Source organism: Devosia sp., assembly GCF_036676215.1.
GTDB lineage: Bacteria > Pseudomonadota > Alphaproteobacteria > Rhizobiales > Devosiaceae > Devosia.
The window spans coordinates 1-7,565 of record NZ_JAKFDJ010000131.1; the positions used below are offsets into that span (position 1 = coordinate 1).

Annotated in this window: 7 protein-coding genes; 6 read left to right on the forward strand and 1 reads right to left on the reverse strand. The window is 63.8% G+C overall.

The genetic code is table 11. The annotated features are described in order from the left end of the window. Together V6M52_RS12045 and glmS are read left to right on the forward strand one after the other, a co-directional pair. Positions 1-2,544: M10 family metallopeptidase C-terminal domain-containing protein (locus V6M52_RS12045; protein WP_332701195.1), on the forward strand; the 2,544-nt coding region annotated here is incomplete at its 5' end. Positions 2,545-2,694: 150 nt separating this feature from the next. Further along, a complete protein-coding gene (glmS, locus tag V6M52_RS12050) occupies positions 2,695-4,521 on the forward strand; it encodes a glutamine--fructose-6-phosphate transaminase (isomerizing) (protein ID WP_332701196.1) in 1,827 nt (608 codons plus the stop codon). A 56-nt stretch (positions 4,522-4,577) separates the two neighbouring features. Here the strand turns inward: glmS and V6M52_RS12055 are convergent, their stop codons facing one another. After that, complete coding sequence (locus V6M52_RS12055; protein WP_332689368.1) at positions 4,578-4,802, reverse strand: hypothetical protein; 225 nt, start codon at positions 4,800-4,802, stop codon at positions 4,578-4,580. A gap of 262 nt (positions 4,803-5,064) precedes the next feature. Between V6M52_RS12055 and V6M52_RS19985 the strand changes: the two genes are divergently transcribed. From V6M52_RS19985 to V6M52_RS12075, 4 genes are all read left to right on the forward strand, one after another. Beyond that, positions 5,065-5,412, forward strand: coding sequence for an MGH1-like glycoside hydrolase domain-containing protein (locus V6M52_RS19985; protein ID WP_442881854.1), 348 nt, complete (start codon positions 5,065-5,067; stop codon positions 5,410-5,412). A gap of 286 nt (positions 5,413-5,698) precedes the next feature. Next, a complete protein-coding gene (gene panB / locus V6M52_RS12065) occupies positions 5,699-6,505 on the forward strand; it encodes a 3-methyl-2-oxobutanoate hydroxymethyltransferase (protein ID WP_332701198.1) in 807 nt (268 codons plus the stop codon). Next, entirely contained in the window at positions 6,498-7,271 is a 774-nt protein-coding gene (locus V6M52_RS12070; protein ID WP_332701199.1) for a type III pantothenate kinase, read from the forward strand. Before panB ends, V6M52_RS12070 begins: the two co-directional genes overlap by 8 nt. Then, positions 7,261-7,565, forward strand: a 305-nt coding sequence (locus V6M52_RS12075) for a flavoprotein (RefSeq protein ID WP_332701200.1), incomplete at its 3' end; no start/stop codon positions are given. The genes V6M52_RS12070 and V6M52_RS12075, both read left to right, overlap by 11 nt.

A 7,565-nucleotide genomic window follows, 5' to 3' on the forward strand; every position in this document is an offset into this window, starting at 1 on the left:
ATGTTCACGAACTTCATCGCCACGGCCTATGCCGCCGGCACGGAGTTCGTCACCCTGGCCGACCTGGCCGCGCGCATCAAAGCCTTCGAACGCGCCGACTTCGGGTTCACGGTGGCCGGCGACGTCATCACCATGCAAGCCACGCCGCAAATTGGCCAACTCGGTACATTTGCGCTGGAACTCGATGACCTTGGCGGCAAGACCATCAGTTCGGTCGCCAACTGGTTTGCCTATGACGCCGACAGCGTCTTCCTCGACGCCGATGGCGGCACGTTCCAGGTGCAACTGGGAACTGCAATCACCGACGTTACCCACATCACCTCGATCGGCTCGCGAGCCCAATTGCTTGCGTTGACCGGCAACGGCACCAATCTCGATTTCACCATTGCCGGTGAGGGCAGGGTGGTCATCGACGTCAAGCAGACGGAAGGCTTCACCTATGAAGCCACTGGAGCCAGCGTCGTCAGCCTGGCCGGCGATACGCTGACACTCGACCTTGGCGCTATCGGCAGCCATACGGTCGCCGTTCGGCAGGTGCGGATTAACCTAGCGCCCACCGATATCGTGCTGACCAATCTGGTCACGATCCCGGAGAATACCGCGACGCGCTTCAAGGTTGCCGATCTGACCGTGATCGATCCTGACGTCGATCCATTGCTCCGCAACAATGTCGTTACCGTCTCCGATGCCCGCTTCGAGATCGATGGACCCACCGGCGCGCTCTATCTCAAGGCCGGCCAGGTGGTGGACTTCGAGACCGCATCTGAGATCGCGCTGACGTTGACATCCACCGATGGGACGGTCGTCTACTCCAAGCCGATCACGCTTGCGGTCAGCGACGCCAACGATGCGCCCACCGATATCCAGGCCACCAACCAGGTCGGCGTGACCGAGAACAATGCTCTGCGCACCAAGGTGGCAGATCTCCTGGTCATCGACCCGGATCTGGCAGAGGCATTCCGCAACAATGTCGTGACCGTCTCGGACGCCCGCTTCGAAATCGATGCCCCCACCGGTGCGCTCTATCTCAAGGCCGGTCAGACGATCGACTACGAGACGAGCCCGACCATTACAATGACGCTGACAGCGACGGACGGGACGCTCAACGTTGCCAGGGCTCTGGTCATCACCGTTCTCAATGCCAATGATCTTCCGACGGGCGCGCCAGTCATCACCGGCGCCGCCATCGAGAATGTCACCCTGAGCGCCAGTGCGGCGCTTGTGGCCGATCCGGATGGGCTTGGGGCGTTCTCCTACCAGTGGCAGCGCGGCAATGGCACTGTATTTGCCAACATCGCCGGGGCGACGGCGGCCACCTATCAGTTGGTGCAGGCCGACGCCGACCAGTTCGTGCGGGTGGTAGTCACCTATCAGGACGGCGGCGGGACCACCGAAACCGTCATCTCGACGGCGACCAGCCAAGTCGTAGACGTGCTGGAGACGACCACCCTGGCGCCGCTCGTCGCCAATACGTCGCGCATCATTACGGCGGCCGAGCTTGTCGGCTCGGGACTGAGTGGCGACTTCACGATCACCTCGCTAAGCGCATCCATCGGCACGGTGACGGAAGCAGGGCCGGGCGAATGGACCTATACCCCCCCGACCAACAACGATACGGGCGTCACCTTCGCCTACACCGCCACGGCTGGCACCAAGCTGGCGCAGGGCAGCGCAATGATGGACCTGTTGCCCACCAACGTGATCATGGGCACAGCCGGCGACAACAACATGGCCGCGCGCAGCACTGCCAACACCTATTACGGGCTGGCCGGCAACGACACCATCTCGGGTGGCGGCGGCAATGACGTCATCTATGGTGGAGAGGGCAATGACACGGCCGGCGGCGGCGGTGGCAACGATACCTTCATGGCGACCCTCAATGACGGCAACGACCGCTATACGGGCAATGCCGGCGTCGATGTCTATGATCTCTCGCTGACCACTGCGGCTGCTACGGTCAATCTGACGGCCGGCACCGCCTCGAGCAGCCAAACGGGCTCGGACACGCTCAACACCATCGAAAACATCATCGGTAGCGCGGGCAACGACGTCATAACCGGCTCGTCTGGTGCCAATATGCTCAATGGCGGCGATGGAGACGACGTCCTGCTGGGCGTAGGCGGAGTCGATACCCTGATCGGGGGCGCCGGCAACGACCGCATCACCGGCGGCGCCGGGCGCGACGTGATGACGGGCGGTCCCGGCGACGATACCTTTTACTTCAATCTGGTTTCCGAGACGGGCAAGACCGCCACCAGCCGCGATATCATCACCGATTTCACCCCCGGCGCGGATGTCATGGATTTTTCTGCCATCGACGCCAACACTTTGATGCCGGGTGACAACGCCTTCACCTTCCTGGCGACACAAGGCGCGGCCTTTACCGGGGTGCGTGGGGAGTTGCGCTGGCTTCAGGAAGACCCGGCTGGAACCGCAAGTGACAAGACCATTGTTCTTGGCGACATGAACGGGGACAGGGTGGTCGATTTCCAGGTGGAGCTTACCGGGCTGATAACGCTCACCATTGACGATTTCATTCTTTGACTCCCCGCGGGCGGCGCATACGCCGCCATCCTGCGAATGCCCTGCCCCGGCAGGGCATTTGTCTATGTGCCAGTCGGTCCATTGACTGCCATCAATGCCCCGCGTCCAGGGTTGTCCTAGCCTCAACCCGGAATCGGTCAGGAGGCGAGCATGTGCGGCATCGTGGGCATTGCAGGGCGGGAACCGGTCGTCGATCGCTTGATCGGCGCGTTGGCCCGACTCGAATACCGGGGCTACGACAGCGCCGGAATCGCCACGCTCGATCATGGAGAAATCCAGCGCCGCCGGGCCTCAGGAAAGCTGGTCAATCTCGCCGAGAAGCTGACCCTGGATCCCCTGGAGGGAGTGACCGGCATCGGTCACACGCGCTGGGCCACCCACGGTGCGCCGACAGAGCTCAATGCCCACCCCCATGCCACGCCCCGCGTCGCGGTGGTCCACAACGGCATCATCGAGAACTACCGCTCCCTGCTGGTCGAACTGGCGGCTGATGGCTACCTGCCCGTCACACAGACCGACAGCGAGGTGGTGGCGATGATGGCGACGCGCTGGCTCGATCTGGGCCTCTCGCCGGTTGCCGCGGTGCAGGCGACCGTCAGCCGGCTGGAGGGCGCCTTTGCCCTGCTGTTCCTGTTCCATGGCGAGGAGGGCCTGATCGTCGCCGCACGCCAGGGGTCACCACTGGCCATCGGCCACGGCGATGGCGAGATGTTCCTCGGCTCGGATGCACTGGCGCTATCGCTGTTCACCGACAGGGTGACCTATCTCGATGACGGCGACTGGGCCGTCGTCACACCGCAAAAGGCCTCGATCCGCACCCGCGACGGCATGGTCGCCAGCCGCATACTGCATCACAGCAATGCCTCTTCCAGCATCGTGGAGAAGGGGCCCTATCGCCACTTCATGGCCAAGGAAATCCATGAGCAGCCCGACGCGGTCTCGCGCGTCGTCGGGCAGTTCATCGATCGGGCGACCGACACCCTGGTCGTGCGTTCGCCGCTCGCCTTCGACTTCGCGACGCTCGGCCGCATGACGGTCTCGGCCTGCGGCACGGCCTATCTCGCAGGCGCGGTCGGCAGGTACTGGTTCGAGCGCTACGCCCGGCTTCCCGTCGATATCGACGTGGGGTCCGAGTTTCGCTATCGGCAGCCGCCACTACAGCCGGAAGGCCTGGCCCTCTTCATCTCGCAATCGGGCGAGACGGCCGACACCCTGGCCGCCCTGCGCTACTGCGCCGCCAACGGGCAGCATATTGCCAGCGTGGTCAACGTCGCCGAATCGACCATTGCGCGCGAGTCCGGATCAGTCTTCCCCCTGCTCTGCGGTCCCGAGATTGGCGTCGCCTCCACCAAGGCATTCACCGCGCAGCTGACCACTCTGGCATGCCTGGCCATCGTCGCCGGCCGCGCACGCGGGGCATTGGACAATGCGGCCCTGGCCGAACTGGTGGGGGCGTTGGTGTCGCTGCCCGGGGCACTGGCAAAGGCTCTGACCGTCGAGGAGGATATAGCCAAGATTGCCCGCGGCCTCAGCAAGGCCAGCGACGTGCTGTTTCTGGGGCGCGGTTCGCTCTATCCGATCGCCCTGGAAGGAGCGCTTAAACTCAAGGAAATCTCCTATATCCACGCCGAGGGCTATGCCGCCGGTGAACTCAAACACGGCCCGATCGCGCTGGTCGACGAGACCGTGCCGGTGGTCGTCATCGCGCCATCGGACGAGCTGATCGAAAAGACCATCTCCAACATGCAGGAAGTGTGTGCACGCGGCGGCAAGATCATCCTGATCACCGATGCGCAAGGCGCCGCCACCCATGGAGCCATGGCCCAGCAGACAATCCTCATGCCGCAGGTCCATCCCTTCGTGGCCCCGATCATCGCCGCCGTTGCCGTCCAGCTGCTGGCCTATCACGCGGCGGTTCATCTGGGCGCCGATGTCGATCAGCCCCGCAACCTGGCGAAGTCGGTCACGGTCGAATAACTGGCGCCAGCTCCGCCGATGCGGCCGAATGCTACTCGTGGATGAGCTGGATGGAGCTAGTGCGCCGCGAAGGCGCGCGACCAGACCACCAAACCGCCGTCGAGGGCCACGACAACCGCACGGCAGTTCTCGTAGAGAGCGGGGTTTCGGTAGATCAGACCTTCGGCCTCCATAACGGCCGACAACACTGAAGGGGCCGAGAAGCTCATTGAATGTCGAACGAGCTCAAGCGGTTCCTTGCCGGTCCCACCGGAGCCGGCTTCGAGCTTAAAAAATGTCATTCAAATTCCCAGTGCGCACCCCAGTCGCGACCTTATGACCTTCGTCAGGCGATGCCCACACACGCCTGCGTCATCGGTACAAGGCATGTCCGAGCGCAGATATCGTTCTCCTCCATTAGCCTCGCCTCGGCGCCCAACTGGTGCAAAAGCGGCAAGCTATTGACTTGCAGCGGAGCCGGCGCAAACGTTTGCAATGAAGATGCGCACAAGCCGTATCTGTGCAAGGACCGCACCATCGGCGAACTGATCGACAGCGCTTCGCTTGGCGGCCTGCTGCCCGCCTTCGCCGGGATACCCAAGGCCCGCGCGCAGGACATCGCCCGCACCATCGAGCGCTGGTCCAAGGCGGTCAAATTCATCGTGCCATCGCACGAGGCGCGGGCCGGCCTGGCTGGTGACCAACTACATGATCGCGGACGGGTTGACGGCGATCGGCGAGACGGAGGTGGCCGACCACATCATCCGGTCGAGCCTCGGTCTGATCACCGAGGCCGGTTTCGCCGAATACTACGATCCGATCACCGGCGAGGCCTGCGGCGGCGACCGCTTCACCTGGACGGCAGCCATGGCCATCGAGTTCCTCGATATCCTCAGCGGGACGAAACCCTAGACGCACCTTGATCATATCCAGGTCGAAGAGGGGCGGGCTTCGGCAAGCCCGCCAGCGTTCATACCATGGCCGCATTGGCTGTTGCTCCCGATCAGGTCATTATAGCCACCGCCGATCTCGTGCGGGACGAGATGGGCGTCGCAGCGACTGGGACTTGAAGGCGTCCGGCACGACAGATACCAACGGGGCCTGCCGGAAAGCGGTCAGGCCTGACCGTATCATTCACCGGCGCTCGGAACTGTCGTCGTCAGGGGCAGACCTCTGATCGCACCAACTCAGGAAACTCATGTCTGTCCAGACCGGCACAAAGCGACTGACAACGCGTGACATTCAGGCACTGAAGCAACGCGGCGAAAAGATCGCCATGCTAACTGCCTATGACCACGTTACGGCGAGCCTGCTCGACCAGTCGGGCATCGACATCCTGCTGGTCGGCGACAGCCTCGGCAACGTTGTGCTGGGGTACGAGACCACCCTCCCGGTAACCCTGGCGGACATGATCCGTCACGCCGCGGCGGTTCAAAGGGGCAGCAGCCGAGCGCTCGTGGTGTGCGACCTGCCGTTCGGCACCGCCACCGATCCGGAAACCGCGCTGCGCAGCGCGGTTGCGGTGCTGCAGGAAACGGGCTGCCAGGCGGTCAAGATCGAAGGTGGCGCCTGGGCCGCGCCGATCGCTGCAAGGCTCGTCCAACAGGGCATTGCCGTAATCGCCCATATCGGACTGACACCGCAGGCGGTGCACCAGCTGGGCGGCTTTTATCGCCACGGCAAGACTGATGCCGAGGCGCGCAAATTGATCGAAGCGGCGCAGGCGCTTCAGGAGGCGGGGGCCTTTGCCATTGTGCTGGAGATGGTCGTCCCCGACCTAGCGGCTCAGATCACCAAACTGCTGGACATCCCCACCATTGGGATCGGTTCGGGTCCCGACTGCGCGGGACAGGTGCTGGTGATCAACGACCTTATCGGTCTGGGCATCGGGCCAGCGCCGAGCTTTGCCAGGCCCAGGGCCGACGTCGCCACGATTGTCCGCGAGGCTGTTACTGCCTATATCGCTGATGTCAAAAGCCCGACCGAGGAGCCACCCCTTGCCTGAACACTGGTTGCTGCTCGACATCGGCAACACCCATACCGTCGCCGGCGTGTTTCGCGCAGATGGGGACCATATCGCCGAGATGCGCTTCCGCACCGATCCGCATTGCACCGCCGACGAGTATCGCATGCTGCTGCGGCAATTGTTCCAGGATCCGCTGGGCCGCAGCGTCTGGGACCTGGTTGACCGGGTGATCCTGTCCACCGTGGTGCCGGCGCTGGAGCGCGTGGTGGCCCAGGCCTGCAGCAATCTTCCCTGCCTGTCCATCAACGCCGGCCTGGCGCGCGATTTCGAACTCGACCTGCCCCATCCGGAGCAGTTGGGTGCCGACCGCCTGTGCAATGTCGCGGGCGCCCTGCAGCGCGCGCCGGCGCCTTTGCTGATTGTCGATGCGGGAACGGCGACCACCTTCTGCCTGGTGGACCCGGCGCGCGGCTATATCGGCGGCGCGATCGTTCCGGGTCTCGAAACCAGCTGGCGGGCCCTGCAGGGGCGCGCCGCCAAGCTTTTCGCGGTCGAACTGATACGGCCGGACAACGTCGTGGGCAATACGACCGAGACGCAGATCCAGAGTGGCGTCTTGCAGGGCTATGAAGCGCTGATCGAGGGCATGGCCGACCGGCTGCTGCGCGACGCGGGTTTTGCCCAGGCCACGCTGGTGGCGACTGGGGGCTGCTCGCGGCTGATCCGCCTCTCGGAGCGTTTCCGCCTTGAGCCCGACCTCACGCTTCTGGGCCTTTTCCGCTATGGGCAGCTCAATGACAAATAACATCCTTATCGCCGTGACGGGCAGCATTTCGGCCTACAAGATTGCCGATGTGGTGTCCGAACTCACCAAGCGGGGCCATCAGGTGCAATGCGTGCTGACGGCCAGCGCGCAGCAATTCATTACCCCGCTGGTGCTGGAAACGCTGAGCGGGCGGCCGGTCAAATCCGACCTGTTCGGCGCGGACATATCGGGCACCGAGCATATCGACCTCGCGCGCTGGGCGGATATTGTCGTCATTGCACCGGCAACTGCCAATGTGCTGGCCAAGCTGGCACTGGGCCTGGCTGCGGCGAT